Source organism: Oxalobacteraceae sp. CFBP 8761 (assembly GCA_014841595.1).
Classification (GTDB): Bacteria; Pseudomonadota; Gammaproteobacteria; order Burkholderiales; family Burkholderiaceae_D; genus Telluria.
On record JACYUE010000001.1, the window covers coordinates 1,119,802 to 1,137,208 of the forward strand.

Here is a 17,407-nt window from a genome sequence, read left to right on the forward strand (position 1 = left end):
CGCGGTGGCCGCGTTTGTAATTTCTGTTCTACTGCTTCGCGTCCACCACCGTAAACGCCGCATCTTTCCCCAGCATCACATTCACCTCGACCGCCTTGGTTCCCACTGACAGCTGTCCCAGATTGCCTTTCCATGCGATCTGCGGCTTGTGGCCACCTGGCGCGTCACTGTCGACCAGCAGCACCTTCCCATCGAACTTGACGGCCTGCGCCTGGATCTGACGCCGCGCTGCCTCGAACCCGTCACGCTCGACCGGTGCGCGCCGCAACAAGCCGCGCAGGCCCGCTGGCTGATCGAGATGGAACGGGCGCACGGCGCCTTCCGAGAACAGCACCAGCGCCTGCGCCTTGTCGCTGCGCGCCATCGCGAACAGGCGGTTCAGCCAGAAGCGGTTGGCCACCGCCCGGTCTTCGTATTCGCTGTTGCGACCCGCCGCCGGCAGGAAATGGTTGTTCGCGGCTGGCAGATTGATGGTGGCGTACAGCACCTTGTCCACCTTCCAGTGCGCGTTCTCGGCATAGCTGCGAAAACGCGGACTGGCTGATAGCTGCGTCAGGTGGATCTTGGTTGCGCCAAGCGATTCGGGCTCGCCGTACAGCAGTTCGCGCAGGCGGTTCAGGCGCTCGATCGCATTGGTGCGCTTGGCCGAGTTGCGGCAGCCGGTCCAGTCGCTACCCGACAGCGACACGATCACGGGCCGCTTCGCATGCTCGAACAGGTCGCGCCGCTGCAGGTACAGCTTGTCGCCGCAGCTTTCGTTCTCGCCCTTGATGCCCGTTAGGACGACGAACGACACGGATTTTTCGGACGAATCGGCCAGTGCCTGCTTCAGGCGCGCGTCACTGTCAGCGCGCGCGTCGTTGCCGACCACGGCGAAGCGGTGCGTGGGGCGCTCTTCCTTGTCCTTGTCCTTGGCTTGGCCCACCAGCGGCGCGCAGGCAAGCAGCGTCGCCAGCAGCGCAGCGCGGACAATGACCGGACGCGGGATCGACATCACGCAGCCAGCCGTTTCAGCTCGTAGAGCCGTTCGAGCGCTTCGCGCGGCGTCAGCGCGTCCGGATCGATGGCGTCCAGTGCATCGCGCAAGCCGTCATCCTGGACTTCCGCCACGACGGGCGCCGGGGTGTCGTCGAGATCGTGCTCGGGCAGGGGCGCGGCGAACAGGTCGCGCTGCGGCGTACCACCGGCGGCCTGCGCTTCCAGGCGCGCCAGGTGCTTGCGCGCGGCCTTGATCACCGGCTGCGGCACGCCGGCCAGCTGCGCCACCTGCAAGCCGTAGCTTTGCGACGCCGGACCATCCTGCACCGCATGCAGGAACACGATGCTGTCCTTGTGCTCGACTGCCGACAGGTGCACGTTGTAGGCGCTTGGGTACGACTCCGGCAACTGGGTCAGCTCGAAGTAGTGCGTCGCGAACAGCGTGAAGCTGCGGCTCGTGTCGATCAGGTGGCGCGCGATGGCCCACGCCAGCGCCAGGCCATCGAAGGTCGACGTGCCGCGCCCGACTTCATCCATCAGCACCAGCGAATGCTCGGTGGCGCCGTTGAGGATCGCGGCCGATTCGGTCATCTCGACCATGAAGGTCGAGCGGCCATTGGCCAGGTCGTCGCTGGCGCCGATGCGGGTGAAGATGCGGTCGATCGGGCCCAGCGTGGCTTCGGCCGCCGGTACGTAGCTGCCGACATACGCCAGCAGCGTGATCAGCGCGACCTGGCGCATGAAGGTCGATTTACCGCCCATGTTCGGACCGGTGATCAGGAGCAGGCGGCGCTCGTTGGAGAAGCGGCAATCGTTGGCGATGAAGCGCTCGATCTGATTCTCGACCACCGGATGGCGGCCTTCGACGATGTTCAGGCACGGCGCATCGACCAGCTGCGGTGCGCACCAGCCGTGGCGCAGCGCGTGGCTGGCCAGCGCGACCAGCACGTCGACCTGCGCGATCGCGCGCGCGATGGTTTGCAGGACGCCGATGTGCGGCGCGAGCTGGGCCAGCAAGTCGTCGTACAGGATCTTCTCGCGCGCCAGCGCGCGGTCCTGTGCCGACAGCGCCTTGTCTTCGTACGCCTTCAGTTCGGGCGTGATATAGCGTTCACAGTTCTTCAGCGTCTGGCGGCGGCGGTAATCGTCCGGCACCTTGGTCGCCTGGCCGTTGGTGACTTCGATGTAGAAGCCGTGCACGCGGTTGTACTCGACGCGCAGGTTGGCGATGCCGGTGCGGGCGCGCTCGCGTGTTTCAAGGTCGACGAGGAACTGGCCGGCATTCTCGGACAGCGCCTGCAGTTCATCGAGTTCGGCATCGTAGCCACGTGCGAACACGCCGCCATCGCGGATCATCGCGCTCGGCTCTTCGAGCACGGCGCGCACCAGCAGGTCGAGGCAATCGGCGGGCGTGGCCAGGTCGTCGTGCAGTTCGCGCAGCAGCGACGTATCGCCCGGCACGAAGCAGCGCGCCACCAGTTCGCGCAGCATCGGCAACGCCTTGAGGCCATCACGCAGGCTGGCCAGGTCGCGTGGTCGCGCGCTGAGCAGCGCCACGCGCGTGGTGATGCGTTCGATGTCCGGCACCTGCGCCAGCGTCGGCGACAGATTGTCGATGGCATCCGCCTGCAGCAGCGCGGCGATCGACTGATGACGGCTGCGCGCGATCGACTGGTCACGGCGTGCGTGATGCAGCCAGTGACGCAGCATGCGCGAGCCCATCGCCGTGCGGCAGCCGTCGAGCAGCGAGAACAATGTCGGCGACTCTTGCCCGCGAATGGTCTCGGCCAGCTCCAGGTTGCGGCGGGTGGCGGCATCTAGGCCGATGTATTCGTTCTCGTTTTCGCACGCCAGCCCGCGCACGTGCTGCAACCCGCGGCCTTGCGTGGCCTGGGCATAGCGCAGCAGCGCGCCGGCCGCGCCGAACGCAGCGCCCAGGCCATCGGCGCCAAAGCCGGTGAGCGTTGCAACCTTCAGTTGTTCGAGCAGCGCGCCGTGGCCCTTGACCACGTCGAAGTGCCATTCCGGCACGCGCTGGGTGTGCACGGTGGAAGCGCCATCGTCGAACATGTCGCCGCAGTCGGCGCGCAGGATTTCGGCCGGCGCGATGCGCTCGAGTTCATGCGCCAGACGCGCCTCGATGGCGCGCGCATCACCCGAAAATTCCATCAGGCGCAGATTGCCGCTGGCCAGCGACAGCCAGGCCAGACCCGCAGTGACAGTCTTGCGCTGGATTTGCAGGCACAGGGCGAGAAGAGGGCGCTCGGCTTTTTCGGGCAGCAGATCGGAATCGGTCAGCGTACCGGGCGTGACGACGCGCATGACCTTGCGTTCGACCGGGCCCTTGGACAGCGCCGGATCGCCGATCTGCTCGCAAATCGCGCACGATTCGCCCAGTTTCACCAGCTTGGCCAGATAGCCATCGAGCGAGTGGAACGGCACACCGGCCATCTTGATCGGATTGCCCTCGGACTTGCCGCGCGCAGTCAGCGTGATGCCCAGCACGCGCGAGGCTTTTTCGGCGTCGTCAAAGAACAGTTCGTAGAAGTCGCCCATGCGGTAGAACACCAGCATGTCGGGGTAGTCGGCCTTGATGCGCAGGTATTGCTGCATCATCGGGGTGTGCTTGTCGGTCGCGCTGTTCTTGACGGCTGCGGCGTTGATTTCAGTGGGAACGGTGGTCATTTCTTCGGATTGGGTTCGGCGAGGCAGAGGCTGGCCAGAGCTGCGTATTTTACCGCGATTGATGTTGCGCGCGCGGCACAGCCGGGGTCAGGTCTGACATTCGGACACGACCTCAGCTTTAGCACAGCCGGGGTCAAGCACAGCCGGGGTCAGGTCTGACATTTAGACACGACCTCAGCCTTGGCCAGTTCCAAGGGGCTCTTGTTCAGATTGGTATGGCATCGTGTCAGCTAGTTCCGACTACTTTACTGCCGAGATCGTGTCCGAATGTCAGACCTGACCCCGGCTTTCTCTCTACTGCCGAGATCGTGTCCGAATGTCAGACCTGACCCCGGCTTTTTTTGATGCCGGGTTTTTGCGGGTCGCGCGGCATCACGCGTAGCCAAGCGTGCCTTCGACGGCCACGCGACCGCTGCACAGCACGACAAAACTGCCGGGGACTTCGCAGGCCAGCAACGTTGCGGAAGCACCGAGCGGCACGGCGCGTTTGAAGCGGCATGCCAGACTGGTGACGCGACGATCGGTTGATTGCTCGAACGCCGCGCAGACGCGCGCCATCGTCTCCATGCCGTGGATGATTGGCGCGTGCATCCCCATCAATTGCGCGCTCCACGGCCACAGGTGAATGGGATTCCAGTCGCCGGACAAGGCTGCATAGCGCCGCCCCGCATCCGCAGTTACGACCCATTCTCCAACGAAGTCTCCCACCGGCGCGACTGACGGCGACGCGGTCGCGTGCTTGACGCGTTGCCCGCGTTTGATCAGGTACCGGCTGGTGCAAGTGAAGACCGTTTCCCCATCGGCACTTGCCACTGTCTCCAGCACGCATTCGACGGCCCCATTGGTCCCAGGTTCCGGCATCGATAATGTCGTCACGAGTGCTAGCGGCGCATCAGTGCGTACCTCGCACTGCATCGCGAGGTCGTTCGACACATGAATCAGTCCGACAATCCGAAACGGCAACGCCCGATCGAGCATCGTCGCCAGTTGCGCGCGCTGGGCCAGCAGGTAGACGTAGGTCAGCGGCACGGGGCCGGGCGGGAAACCGAATGCGTCGCAGTAGCGCCGCACGTGATCCGCATCGATCCGGTCCAGCCGGTAACTGGCCTGGACCGGTTGTGCCGACGGCCGCGCGGGCCGCTTGAACAATGCCCGCAGCAGCGGCCAGGCACTCGCCCTGGGCAGGGCAGGGAGGGATAACAAAAACGGGGACGGGCTATTCATCGACGCAGCATACCGCGTCGCCGCCCGTCCCCGGAAACACAGCACCGATACTCAGGCTGCCGCCTTGACCCGCGCCGTGATATGCGCCAGCGCCTCGTCAACCTGGTCGATCAGGATCAGGCACAAGTCCCCATCACCCAGGCGCGAGAGCGCCCGATCAATCGCCACGAACTCGCCATTGATTTCTTCGACGTGGCCGGTGCGGGTCGCATTGCTCAACCCTGCGCGCAGCAGCGCGATGACTTCGCCATCGGCGCGCCCGCGCTGGCACTGATCCTGATACAGCAGCACGTCGTCGAACGCCGCGCCCAGGATTTCGGTCTGCTGCGTGATGTCCTGGTCGCGCCGGTCGCCGGCGCCGCTGATCACCACCGAGCGGCGCTTGGCGGGCATGCTCTCGACCGCATTGACCAGCGCGGCGATCGCATCCGGGTTGTGGCCGTAGTCGGCGATCACGGTCGCGCCCTTGTAATCGAAGACGTTGAAGCGTCCTGGCGCATTGTCGCTTTCGCCGACAAAGGTTTTCAGGCCCAGGCGGATCGCATCCCACGACGTGCCCACGCCCCAGGCTGCGGCCACGGACGCCATCACGTTTTCGACCTGGAAGCCCACCACGCCACCGCGCGTGATCGGCACTTCCTTCAGGTCGATGCGTTCGACGAACGATTCCTGCGCCGCCACCAGATAGCCTTCTTCGACGAAGACGACACGGCGGCCCTGGGCGCGGTGCATCGCCATGACGGGATTGCCCACGTCCTGCGCGAAGAAGGTGACGTCGCCGCGCGTCCGTTCGGCCATTGCCGCCACGGTCGGATCGGCGGCGTTAAGTACCGCCATGCCGCCCACGGCCACGTTCTGCACGATCACGCGCTTGAGTACCGCCAGGTCTTCGAGCGTGGTGATGTAGTTCAGGCCCAGGTGGTCGCCCGAGCCGATATTGGTTACCACGGCGACCTGGCACTTGTCGTAGGCCAGGCCTTCGCGCAGCAGGCCGCCGCGCGCCGTTTCGAACACGGCGGCGTCGACGTCAGGGTGCAGCAGCACGTTGCGCGCGCTGCGCGGGCCGCTGCAGTCGCCGCTCTCGATGCGGCGACCTTCGATGTAGACGCCGTCGGTATTGGTCATGCCGGTGCGCAGGCCGGAAGCCGTGAGCAGGTGCGCGATCAGGCGCACGGTGGTCGTCTTGCCATTCGTGCCGGTGACGGCCACGATCGGGATGCGGCCGTCGTCGCCGTCCTTGAACAGCGTGTCGACGATCGCTTCGCCGATCGGGCGCGGTTTGCCGAACGACGGCGCCAGGTGCATGCGCAGGCCCGGCGCGGCGTTGACCTCGACGATGCCGCCGTTCTGGTCCTCAATCGGTTTGAGGACGCTGTCGCAGACCAGGTCGACGCCGCAGATATCCAGGCCGATCATGTGGGCGGCAGCGACGGCGCGCGCCGCGACTTCAGGGTGCACGTCGTCGGTGACGTCGGTGGCCGAGCCGCCGGTGGACAGGTTCGCGTTATTGCGCAGGACGACGCGCTGGCCGATGGCGGGCACCGAGTCCGGCGTCAGGCCGTTCTGGGCCAGCGTGCCGATGGCGATGTCATCGAAGCGGATCTTGGTCAGCGACGTGCCGTGGCCATCGCCGCGGCGCGGGTCCAGGTTGACCTGCTCGACCAGTTCGCGCACGCTGCGTTCGCCGTCACCCACCACCTGCGGCGGTTCGCGGCGCGCGGCGGCCACCAGCTTGTCGCCCACCACCAGCAGGCGGTAGTCGTGGCCCGGCAGGTAGCGTTCGACCAGGATGTCGTCGCGGAATTCGCTGGCGGCCTTGAAGCCGGCGTCGAGTTGTTCGCGCGTGGTGACGTTGACCGTCACGCCCTTGCCCTGGTTGCCGTCCTTCGGCTTGATCACCACGGGCAGGCCGATTTCCATGGCGGCGGCCCAGGCGTCGTCAGGGTCGGAGACGCCGCGGCCCTGGGGCACCGGCACGCCGGCTGCGTCGAGCAGCTTCTTGGTCAGTTCCTTGTCCTGCGCGATCGATTCGGCAATCGCGCCGGTGGCGTCGATCTCGGCGGCCTGGATACGGCGCGCGCGGCTGCCCCAGCCGAACATGACCATGCTGCCTTCGGTCAGGCGGCGGAACGGGATGTTGCGGGCCACTGCGGCCTGCACGATCGAGCCGGTCGATGGACCCAAACGCACGTCTTCGTCGGTCGCGCGCAGTTGCGCCAGCGCGGCGGGCACGTCGAACGGGGTATCGTTGCGGGCGGCTTCGATCAGCTGCTGCGCGAGTTCGAGGGCCTGGCGGCCGACGTCTTCTTCGCTGTATTCAACGACCACCTGGTAGGTGCCGGTTTCCAGCGTGGCGGTGGTGCGGCTGAACGTCACCGGGCAGCCGGCTTCGGCTTGCAGGTGCAGCGCGACCAGTTCGAGCACGTGGGCCAGCGGGATCGTTTCGTAGTGGCCGAACGGCTGCAGGCCGCCGATCTGCGGGAAGCGCACGCGCAGGCGCGATTCGAAACCGGGCAGTTCGCCGATCGATTCTTCCTCAGGCGTGCACGTCACAATCGCCTCGACCGAGGTGTGGTGGCTCCAGAGATTGGGGCCACGCAGGGCCCGTACGCGAGATACTTCCATAAACCGTCATTCCTTTCGCGGGCCGCGCACCGTGCGCACATGCGCGGGGGCGGGCGCCAGGCCCGGCAGATTGCCGGGCAGTGTCATTCAATGTGTCGTTTGTTTTGGTGTCGCGTCGAACGCGCGCAGGCCGCCGCACAGCAGGTCGCTCGGCACGCCAAGCGCCCACGCCGCCGCCACTGCCGCCAGCACGTTTTCGGGGTACTTCACGGTGGACGGCTTCATCGTGTCCAGCGTGTTCAGGCGCGTCTCCGCGTCGCCTTCGGCCAGCATGATGCGTCCGTCACGCACGAACACGATGCGCTCGCCCGCCGCGCGGTGCGCCGCCAGCACCGCATGGTGTTCGTCGAAGGCGTAGAAAATCACGCCGCCGTCGCACAGTTCGGCCAGCGCCGCGACCTGCTCGTTGGCGGCGTTGAGCACGGCCACGCCGTCCGGCAGGATCACGTCGACCTGGGTGCGGATCACGTTGCGCAGCGCGTCGTCGTCGTGGATATGGAACTCTGCCAGGTCGGCCAGGCCCGCCATGTCGGTCACGACGCCCACGGTGCAGCGGTCGTACGGCAGGCCGTCCTGCAGGATCGAGCGGGCGTTCGACTCGAACACCGCCGTCTGGACGTTACGGTTGATCAGGATGCGCTGGCCGGCTTCGACGGATGTACTGTCGCGGTTCGAGATCACGCGCGCGTTCAGGTACAGGCCTTCGCCGTTGGCCACGCCGACCTCTTTGCCGGTGATGTTGACCAGGCAGCCGATCAGGCGCGTGATCAGGCTGCAGCCGAGCGAGCCGGTCACGCCGACCACCGGGATGCGCGCCGTGTCGTCCGGCGCGAACAGGTGCTCGATGATGTCCTTGCCGACGTTGCGGGCGGTGCCGCTGGCCGGCTTGGTGTGGGCCAGCAGGCCAGGGCTGGCGTTCACTTCGATGATCGCGCCGCGTTGTTCGGCCAGTGGGCGGCTGATGTCTTCGCACACCAGATCGATGCCGGCGATGTCCAGGCCGACGATGCGGGCGGCCAGTGCCGCAGCGTGCGCGACCTCCGGGTGGAGCAGGTCGGTGACGTCATCGGCGACGTTGCCGTTCATCTGGATCAGCACCTTCTGGCCGGCAGGCGGCACTGTGTCGGGCGTGAGACCCTGGCGCTTGAGCTGCAACTGGTTTTCTTCGCTCTTGCGCGGCTCGACGGGGCTGAGCGGGAATTCTTCGCTTTCGCCGCGGCGCGGGTCGATATTGATCTGGCTGTCGCACAGCTCGGCCACGTTCTGGCGGCCGTCGCCCGTCACCCACAGCGATTCGCCGCGCGCGACGGCGACGACCTTGCGGCCGACCACCAGCAGGCGGTGCTCGCTGCCCGTGATGAAGCGCTCGACCAGCACCGAGCGGCTTTCGCCTTCTTCGGATGCGATCACATAGGCGGCGCGCACTTCTGCTTCGGTATTCAGGTTCAGCGAGACGCCGCGGCCGTGGTTCGCGTCGACCGGCTTGACGACCACGGGCAGGCCGATGTCGGCGGCTTCTTCCCAGGCCGCGTCGGCGCTGCGCGCGATGGCGCCTTCCGGCACCGGCACGCCGCACGAGGCGAGCAGGTTCTTGGTCATGTCCTTGTCGCTGGCGATGCCTTCGGCAATCGCGCTGGTGCGGTCGGTCTCGGCGGTCCAGATGCGGCGCTGCGCGGCGCCGTAACCCAGTTGCACCAGATTGCCGTCGGTCAGACGGATCGACGGGATGCGGCGGTCGGTGGCGGCGTCCACGATGTGCGCGGTCGACGGACCCAGGCACAGGCGGTCGACCATGTCGGTCAGGCGCACAAGCGCGGCAGGCAGGTCGAACGGCTCGTCGTTGATCGCGGCCATCATCAGGCGATGGCTGACGTCGAGCGCGGCGCGGCCGACGACATTGTCGCGCGTGCGGAACGCCATCTTGTAGACGCCATGCTCACCGGTGGAGCGGGTCTTGCCGAAGCCGGTCTTCATGCCGGCCAGGCTCTGCACTTCGAGCACGACGTGTTCGAGAATGTGGCCGGCCCAGGTGCCTTCGTTCAGGCGCTCGATGAAGCCGCCGTGGTAGCCGACGCCGCAGTGGTGCTCGATCAGGCCCGGCAGCCAGGTAATCAGGCGCGTCGTGAACCCGGGGAGCAGATTCGACGGATAGTCTTCCAGTTCGCCGATGTCGAGCCAGGCCTCGATCACGGGCCGATAGGTCCAGATGTTTGGTCCCGCCAGATAATTGATGCGCAGGAATTTGATGTCGTTCTTTTTCGTCATGTAAATACGTTGGTCACCTGGCGCTACTCCCACACCGGCGACTTTTCCTTGTATGCCTGAGGTGTCACTACGTTAGCGAAAGGCCGCCAATCGCAGCGCACATCACGCGCTGATCTGATCCAGTTGCGGCTTTTACTTAGCCGCAATATTTTCACCAAAACACATTTCGTGTCATCCAAACCGTGCCCAAAAACGTTCTAGCGCTCTGTAGAGCGTTTGATGCTTGGCATAAAAACAATAGCCACACGCTTTACCCATACCGAATCTTTGCCGAATTAAAGCCCGTTTCGGGCGCAAACCATGACAACACAACAACTTGCCAATCCGTCGTCGCTGGCAGCAGCCGCCAATTTCTTGCCTGATCACTGGCAAAATGACGTCGCGAAACAGCTTGCACCAGGGGAAAACGTTTTAAGCAGCGTGGAGGTTGACCTCGATGCGAAATTACATTTCTCAAAAGGATTAGTTCTGGTCACGGACCGGCGCTTGCTGGCGCGCGCCCCGGGCGAGACAGCGTGGCGCGACTGGCCGTACCGCGAAGGACTGGCGCTGCGCCACCACGACCACGCTGGCGTCGGGCATCTCGAACTGACCGATGCGCACGGGCTGCTGGCCAGCTGGCGCTTCACGCTGGGCCAGAACCTGCACGCCGTGCGCGTGGCCGATCAGTTCCAGGACCAGATGGAAAGCGCGCTGACGGGCGTGGCCATCCAGCCGCCGGAGCAGCACACTTGTCCAAGTTGCAAGGCGCCTCTTGATGCCGACCAGGACGATTGCCCGATCTGCGAAAAAGTGCTGCACACGCCGCCGTCGACGTGGACGCTGTTCCGCCTGTGGCGCTTCGCCAAGCCGTATCAGGGGCAATTGTTCCTGGGCTTCCTGCTGATGCTGGGTTCAACCGGCGCGCACATGATTCCGCCGTACCTGACGATGCCGCTGATGGACAACGTGCTGATCCCGTACCAGAACGGGCAGCAGATCGACACGAGCCTCGTGTATATGTATATGGGCGGCTTGCTGGCCTCGGCCGTGTTGGCCTGGGCACTGGGCTGGGCCAAGACCTATGTGCTGGCGCTGGCGTCCGAGCGGATCGGCGCCGACCTGCGCTCCACCACCTACGAACACCTGATGCGCCTGTCGCTCGAATTTTTCGGCGGCAAGCGCACGGGCGACCTGATGGCGCGTATCGGCAGCGGTTCCGACCGCATCTGCGTGTTCCTGTCGCTGCACCTGCTGGACTTCCTGTCCGATGTCCTGATGATCATCATGACCGGCGTGATCCTGTTCTCGATCAATCCGTGGCTGGCCCTCGTGACACTGGCGCCGCTGCCATTCATCGCCTGGATGATCCACCTGGTGCGTGACAAACTGCGCACCGGCTTCGAAAAGATCGACCGCGTGTGGGGCGAGGTGACCAATGTGCTGGCCGATACGATTCCGGGCATCCGCGTCGTGAAGGCATTTGCACAAGAGAAGCGCGAAGCGGCCCGTTTCCGCGAAGCCAACCGGCACAACCTGAACGTCAACGATAAGCTCAACCGCGTGTGGTCGCTGTTCTCGCCGAGCGTGTCGTTCCTGACCGAACTGGGCCTGCTCGTGATCTGGTGCTTCGGTATCTGGCAAGTCTCGCGCGGCGACATCACGGTCGGTACGCTGACCGCGTTCATCGCCTACAGCGGCCGCTTCTATGTGCGGCTCGATTCGATGAGCCGCATCGTGTCGGTCACGCAAAAGTCGGCCTCGGCCGCCAAGCGCATTTTCGACATTCTCGACCATGTCTCGAGCGTGCCGGATCCGGTCAACCCGGTGAAGGTGGCCAAGGTCGAAGGCAATATCGAGCTGCGCGAAGTCGGTTTCCGTTACGGCAACCGCGCCGTCAATCGCGGCATTTCGCTGAACATCAAGGCTGGCGAGATGGTGGGCCTGGTCGGCCACAGCGGGTCGGGCAAGAGCACGCTGGTCAACCTGATCTGCCGCTTCTACGATGTGTCCGAAGGCGCGATCCTGCTCGACGGCAAGGACATCCGCTCGTTTGCCGTCGCCGATTACCGCCGCAATATCGGCCTGGTGCTGCAGGAACCGTTCCTGTTCTTCGGCACCATTGCCGAGAACATCGCCTACGGCAAGCCGGATGCATCGCGCGAAGACATCATCGCGTCGGCCAGGGCCGCGCATGCGCACGAATTCATCCTGCGCCTGCCGCAAGGCTACGATTCGATGGTTGGTGAGCGCGGGCAGGGCCTGTCGGGTGGCGAGCGCCAGCGCATTTCGATTGCGCGCGCACTGCTGATCGATCCGCCGATCCTGATCATGGACGAGGCAACCTCGTCGGTGGACTCGGAAACCGAGAAAGAAATCCAGAAAGCACTCGACAATCTGGTACAAGGCCGCACGACCATTGCCATTGCTCACCGCCTGTCGACGCTGCACCGCGCCGATCGCCTGGTCGTGCTCGACCGTGGCGTGGTGGTGGAAGAGGGCAGCCACGATGACCTGATGGCGCGCGAAGGCGCGTATCACCGCCTGTACGAAGCGCAAGCGCGCAACGTGGACCAGGATCTGGACGACAAGGACGCATGATGAGTACTGTTTCGACAACCCCGTTCCAGCTGCGCCGCGACAGCTTCGGCAAGCTGGTGATCACCCTCGAGACCGGTGAAGAGTACGTGGGCGTCACGCCCGTGCGCGCCTTTCCGATCCAGGCGCCGACCAAGGGCATTTCGCTCGTGCGCGATGGCGGCAAAGAGGTCGCCTGGATCGATGACCTGGCCACGATGCCCGAGGATATCCGTACACTCGTCAGCGATGAAATCGGCGGGCGCGAGTTCATCCCCGAGATCATCAATATCAAGGATGTGTCGAGCTTTGCCACGCCGTGCACCTGGTACGTGACGACCGACCGGGGCGACACCGAGTTCGTGCTCAAGCTCGACGAGGATATTCGCCGCATCGGCGAGGCGTCGCTGCTGGTGGCGGACAGCCACGGCATCAACTTTTTGGTGCGCGACATGTTCAAGATTGACAAGCACAGCCGCAAGATCCTCGACCGTTTCCTGTAACGGGCTGGGCGTCCCCGCTTTGACCCGTCAGCGGCGGCATGTGCTTCCATCCGTTCGTCGGCCCACATACCGCCGCTCTAGATGACGTTACAGTTGTCTCATCGGCCACACGGCCTTCGCTTACAGGAGACGACCATGGATTCCATCAACCGCAACCAGCCCGAAGAAAACCGCCGCGATCTGGCAGGCGCTGAAGCCATCGAACGCATCAAGGACATCATCGACGATGCCGAGACCGGCTTCTTCATCACCGGCGGCGGTACGGGCGACAGCCGCGGCGTGCGCCCGATGAGCGTGCGCGAGACCGACGACAACGGCGCCATCTGGTACCTGGGCGCAATCGACAGCCACACGAATCAGGAACTGCAGGCCAACCCGACCGTCAAACTGTTCTTCCAGGCAGGCGAAAACGCCGGCTTCCTCGAACTCGACGGCCACGCCGAAGTCTCGCAGGACAAGGCCCGCATCAAGCAACTGTGGGAGCCGCTGCTGAAAACCTGGTTCACCGAAGGCGAGGATGACCCGCGCATCATCGTGATCAAGGTGACCCCGAAGTCCGGTTATTATTGGGACAACAAGCACGGCGGCATCGTCGCCGGTGCAAAGATGGCGATCGGCGCCGTGATCGGCAAGACGCTGGATGACTCCATTGAAGGCACGCTGACCTTCTAAACCAGGAAGGGCGGGCCCATGCATGTAATTCTGGTGACGATGGGCTCGGCCGGGGACCTGTTCCCGTTCCTGTGGATCGGGCGCGCCTTGCGCGAGCGCGGGCACCGGGTCGATTTTCTCGGGCCCGACCTGCATGCACTGTATGTCGATGCGGCTGGCCTCACCTTTCATGGGTTGCCCGCCGACCCGGCCGTGCTCGACCATCCCGACCTGTGGCATCCCACCCGCGGCCTGGCCGTCGTGTGGGACGCAACACGACCGGCGATGGCGCAACTGCCGGCCATGGTAGCGGCGCTCGACAGCGGCAAGGACACCTTGCTGCTCGTGCACCCGCTGGCATTACCCGAAGCGGACCTGTGCCGTCACAACCGGCCTGGCCTGCGGATCGCGGCGACCTGGCTGGCGCCATCAAACCTTCCTACTGTACACGATCCGCTGCTGCTGGGGCCCTGGCCCGTGCCGACCTGGGTGCCGCATGGCGTGCGCCGCTGGCTGTGGCGCACGCTCGCCGCACGCTTCATCGATCCGGTCGCGTTGCCCGGCCTGAACGCGGCGCGCGAACAGCGGGGATTACCCCGTGTGCGCAGCCTGATCGACTACATCCAGACCATTCCCGACCTGTCGCTGGCGCTGTTTCCCGACTGGTTTGCCGCGCCCGTGCCGGACTGGCCGCAGCCGCTCTATCAGGCCGGTTTTCCTCTCTACGATCCCGATCCGGATGCTGCACCGAGCGCCACACTGCGGACATTTCTCGCCGCCGGCGCGCCGCCAGTGGTGTTCACGCCAGGCACGGGCAACCGGCAGGCGGGGCGCTATTTTGAGGCGGCGGCGCAAGCCGTCGCGCAGTTGGGCCTGCGGGCGATTTTCCTGACACCGCACCGCGAGCAGCTGCCCGGCTCGCTGCCGCCGTCCATCTGCTGGCAAGACTACGTGCCGCTCAAGGCCTTGCTGCCCCATGTTGCGGCGCTGGTTCACCACGGCGGCATCGGCACGACTGCCGAAGCGCTGCGCGCCGGTACGCCGCAACTGGTGGTGCCGCTCGCGCACGATCAGTTCGATAATGCGGCAAGGGTGATGGCGCTGGGGGCGGGCGCCAGCCTGCACGCCAGGCGCGTCACACCGGCCAGGATGGCGACCGCGCTGCAGCAGGTTGTCACGGGCCCGGTAGCGTCGCAGGCAGCGGCGGTGGCTGCCCGATTCGACACGCCCGACAAGCTCGATGCGCTGTGTGGCCAACTGGAAGACCTGGCGCACGCTTGAGCCGATTGTTGGTAAGCGCACCGACACCGTTGCCGTAAAGGCGTCCAATGGCATATCTAGAATATGCCGGAGGGCAGATGCCCAGCAAGAAAACTACGCTCCAAAACGCTGCCGAAGACGGCTTCGTCCATGTCCGCGGCGCCCGCGAACACAATCTGAAAAACGTCAGCCTCGACATCCCGCGCGGACAACTCGTCGTATTTACCGGCGTCTCGGGTTCGGGCAAGTCGTCGCTCGCCTTCGGCACGCTGTACGCCGAGGCCCAGCGCCGCTACCTCGAATCGGTCTCGCCCTATGCGCGCCGCCTGTTCCACCAGATGCCGGTGCCCGAGGTCGACACGATCGAAGGCTTGCCGCCGGCCGTCGCCCTGCAGCAGCAGCGCGGCACGCCGACCGCCCGCTCGTCGGTCGGCAGCGTCAGCACGTTATCGAATTCGCTGCGCATGCTGTATTCGCGCGCCGGCGATTATCCGGCCGGGCAGGAGCTGCTGTACGCCGAATCGTTTTCGCCCAACACGCCGCAGGGCGCCTGCCCGCGCTGTTCGGGCATGGGGCGCGTGTTCGAGGTGACCGAGCAATCGATGGTCCCGGACGACAGCCTGACGATCCGCGAACGGGCGATTGCCGCCTGGCCGCCGGCCTGGCACGGCCAGAACCTGCGCGACATTCTGGTGACGCTGGGCTACGACGTCGACACCCCGTGGCGCGACCTGCCGAAGAAAGACCGCGACTGGATTCTGTATACCGATGAAAGCCCGAGCGTGCCCGTGTACGGCGGCCTGACGCCTGCAGAAACCCGCGCCGCACTCAAGCGCAAGGACACGCCCAGCTACCAGGGCACGTTCACCGGCGTGCGCCGTTATGTAATGCAGACCTTTGCCAATACCGAAAGCGCGTCGATGAAAAAGCGCGTGGCGCGCTACATGGTCAGCACCGCGTGTCCGGAATGCGAAGGCAAGCGCCTGCGGCGCGAGTCACTGTCGGTGACATTCGCCGGCCTGAATATCGCCGAACTCTCGCGCCTGCCGCTGGCGCGCCTGGCTGAACTGCTGGCGCCGTACACGCACGCGACGAGCAAGGTCGAGAAAGGTTTGCACGCCGAGCAGCTGATCGTGCGCCGGCGCATTGCCGACGACCTGTCGGCGCGCATCGAAGTGCTGCTGGCGTTGGGTCTGGGCTACCTGGCGCTCGATCGCAGCACGCCAAGCCTGTCGCCGGGCGAACTGCAGCGTCTGCGCCTGGCCACCCAAGTGCGCTCCAGCCTGTTCGGCGTCGTCTATGTGCTCGATGAACCGTCGGCAGGCCTGCATCCGGCCGATGCCGAAGCGCTGCTCGACGCACTGGCGCAACTCAAAGCCGCGGGCAATTCGCTGTTCGTCGTTGAACACGCGCTGGACGTGATCCGCCAGGCCGACTGGATCGTCGACGTCGGGCCGCTGGCCGGCGAGCGCGGTGGCCAGGTGCTCTACAGCGGTGTGCCGGACGGCTTGCGCGATGTGGAAGCATCGCAAACGCGGCGCTACCTGTTCGGCGAAGCAGCTTTGGCACCGCGCACACCGCGCGAACCGACCGGCTGGCTCAAGCTCGAGGGCGTACGCCGCAACAATCTGCAGGATCTCGCCGTCGCGTTCCCGCTGGGCGTGCTCACGAGCGTCACGGGCGTGTCGGGTTCCGGTAAATCGAGCCTGGTCAGCCAGGTGCTGGTCGAACTGGTCGGCGCGGCGCTGGGGCAGGGCAGTGCGGTGGCCGAAGAGCAGTCCGACGAACCGGACCTTGAACGCGACGAAGCCTTGCCGCTCGAGGGCCGCATCGTGGCCGGCATGGAGGGCGTGCGACGCCTGGTGCGGGTCGACCAGAAGCCGATCGGGCGCACGCCGCGCTCGAACCTGGCCACCTACACGGGCCTGTTCGACCAGGTGCGCAAGCTGTTTGCGGCCACGCCGGATGCGAAGAAACGGCGTTTCGATGCCGGCCGCTTCTCGTTCAACGTCGCCAAGGGCCGCTGCGAGCACTGCGCGGGCGAAGGCTTCGTGATGGTCGAGCTGCTGTTCCTGCCAAGCGTGTACGCGCCATGCCCGACCTGCGACGGCGCGCGCTACAACGCGCAGACGCTCGAAGTGACCTACCGCGGCAAGAACATCGCCGAAGTCCTGGGCATGACGGTGGGCGAGGCGATCACGTTCTTCAAGGATGAAGCGCTGGTTGAGCGCTCGCTGGAAGTGCTGAACGAGGTGGGGCTGGATTACCTGCGCCTGGGCCAGCCGGCCACCGAGCTGTCGGGCGGCGAGGCGCAGCGCATCAAGCTGGCGTCCGAACTGCAGCGCGCCACACGCGGCAATGCGCTGTACGTGCTGGACGAGCCGACCACCGGCCTGCACCCGGTCGATGCCGACCGCCTGATGGTGCAGCTGAACCGTCTGGTCGATGCCGGCAACACGGTGATCGTGGTCGAACACACGATGCGCGTGGTGGCTGGCAGCGACTGGGTGATCGATGTCGGCCCCGGTGCGGGTGATCTGGGCGGCAACATCGTGGTCGCCGGACCGCCGCACGATGTCGCGCGCAACAAGAAAAGCCGCACTGCGCAGTACCTGAAGCCGCATCTGGGCGAGGCCAGGTAGCACGCGAAGCGGTGCGCC

10 protein-coding genes are annotated in these 17,407 nt (G+C 65.5%); 5 read left to right on the top strand and 5 right to left on the bottom strand.

The annotated features are described in order from the left end of the window. Nucleotides 1–28 precede the first annotated feature (28 nt). From IFU00_04955 to cphA (IFU00_04975), 5 genes are all read right to left on the bottom strand, one after another. Nucleotides 29–994, bottom strand: a complete 966-nt coding sequence (locus IFU00_04955) for a hypothetical protein (GenBank protein ID MBD8541634.1) — start codon at nt 992–994, stop codon at nt 29–31. Next, on the bottom strand, nt 994–3,663 hold the full coding sequence (gene mutS, locus IFU00_04960) for a DNA mismatch repair protein MutS (protein MBD8541635.1): 2,670 nt from the start codon (nt 3,661–3,663) through the stop codon (nt 994–996). Before mutS ends, IFU00_04955 begins: the two co-directional genes overlap by 1 nt. Nucleotides 3,664–4,035: 372 nt before the next feature. After that, complete coding sequence (locus IFU00_04965) at nt 4,036–4,887, bottom strand: hypothetical protein (GenBank protein ID MBD8541636.1); 852 nt, start codon at nt 4,885–4,887, stop codon at nt 4,036–4,038. A gap of 51 nt (nt 4,888–4,938) precedes the next feature. Continuing rightward, nucleotides 4,939–7,512, bottom strand: coding sequence for a cyanophycin synthetase (gene cphA / locus IFU00_04970; GenBank protein ID MBD8541637.1), 2,574 nt, complete (start codon nt 7,510–7,512; stop codon nt 4,939–4,941). An 87-nt stretch (nt 7,513–7,599) separates the two neighbouring features. Beyond that, nucleotides 7,600–9,777 (bottom strand): cyanophycin synthetase, encoded by a 2,178-nt coding sequence (gene cphA, locus IFU00_04975; protein MBD8541638.1) that lies wholly within the window; start codon nt 9,775–9,777, stop codon nt 7,600–7,602. Nucleotides 9,778–10,077: 300 nt separating this feature from the next. Here cphA (IFU00_04975) and IFU00_04980 point away from each other — a divergent pair, with 300 nt between their 5' ends. The 5 genes from IFU00_04980 to uvrA all read left to right on the top strand — a co-directional run bounded on the left by IFU00_04980 (nt 10,078) and on the right by uvrA (nt 17,389). After that, nucleotides 10,078–12,357 carry an ATP-binding cassette domain-containing protein gene (locus tag IFU00_04980; GenBank protein ID MBD8541639.1) on the top strand — a complete coding sequence of 760 codons (2,280 nt, stop codon included), beginning with the start codon at nt 10,078–10,080 and terminating at the stop codon, nt 12,355–12,357. Beyond that, a complete protein-coding gene (locus IFU00_04985; GenBank protein ID MBD8541640.1) occupies nt 12,357–12,836 on the top strand; it encodes a DUF1854 domain-containing protein in 480 nt (159 codons plus the stop codon). Before IFU00_04980 ends, IFU00_04985 begins: the two co-directional genes overlap by 1 nt. Before the next feature lie 135 nt (nt 12,837–12,971). Next, complete coding sequence (locus IFU00_04990; protein ID MBD8541641.1) at nt 12,972–13,508, top strand: pyridoxamine 5'-phosphate oxidase family protein; 537 nt, start codon at nt 12,972–12,974, stop codon at nt 13,506–13,508. Between the two features lie 18 nt (nt 13,509–13,526). Beyond that, complete coding sequence (locus IFU00_04995) at nt 13,527–14,768, top strand: glycosyltransferase family 1 protein (GenBank protein ID MBD8541642.1); 1,242 nt, start codon at nt 13,527–13,529, stop codon at nt 14,766–14,768. A 77-nt stretch (nt 14,769–14,845) separates the two neighbouring features. Beyond that, complete coding sequence (gene uvrA / locus IFU00_05000) at nt 14,846–17,389, top strand: excinuclease ABC subunit UvrA (GenBank protein ID MBD8541643.1); 2,544 nt, start codon at nt 14,846–14,848, stop codon at nt 17,387–17,389. Nucleotides 17,390–17,407: the final 18 nt, after the last annotated feature.